Genomic DNA, 298 nt, shown 5'->3' with positions numbered 1-298 from the left:
CATCGCCTCCGTAGGCATCATCGTCACCTGGGCCACCATCGTCCTGTGCCAGATGCAGCTCAAACGCTGGGCCGACAAAGGATGGCTCAAACGCCCCTCGTTCCGCATGTTCGGTGCACCCTACACCGGCTACCTCTCGCTGCTCTTCCTCGTCGGCGTCCTCGTCATGGTCTTCATCGACTCACCCCTGACCCTGGTCGTCACCCTCATCGCCATCGCCCTCATGACCGCCGGCTGGTACGCCTGCCGCAAACGAATCCACGAGATCGCCGAAGCCCGCGAAGGATTCACCGGCATG

1 pseudogene is annotated in these 298 nt (G+C 62.8%); it reads left to right on the top strand.

The window, feature by feature from the left end:
- A pseudogene (locus AC5RWD_RS23305) lies at nt 1–298 on the top strand (amino acid permease); the annotation flags it as partial.

This window comes from Arthrobacter sp. CMU6 (assembly GCF_059090205.1).
Note: the sequence above shows the minus strand (reverse complement) of the source record. Positions and strands in the feature narration are given on the sequence as shown.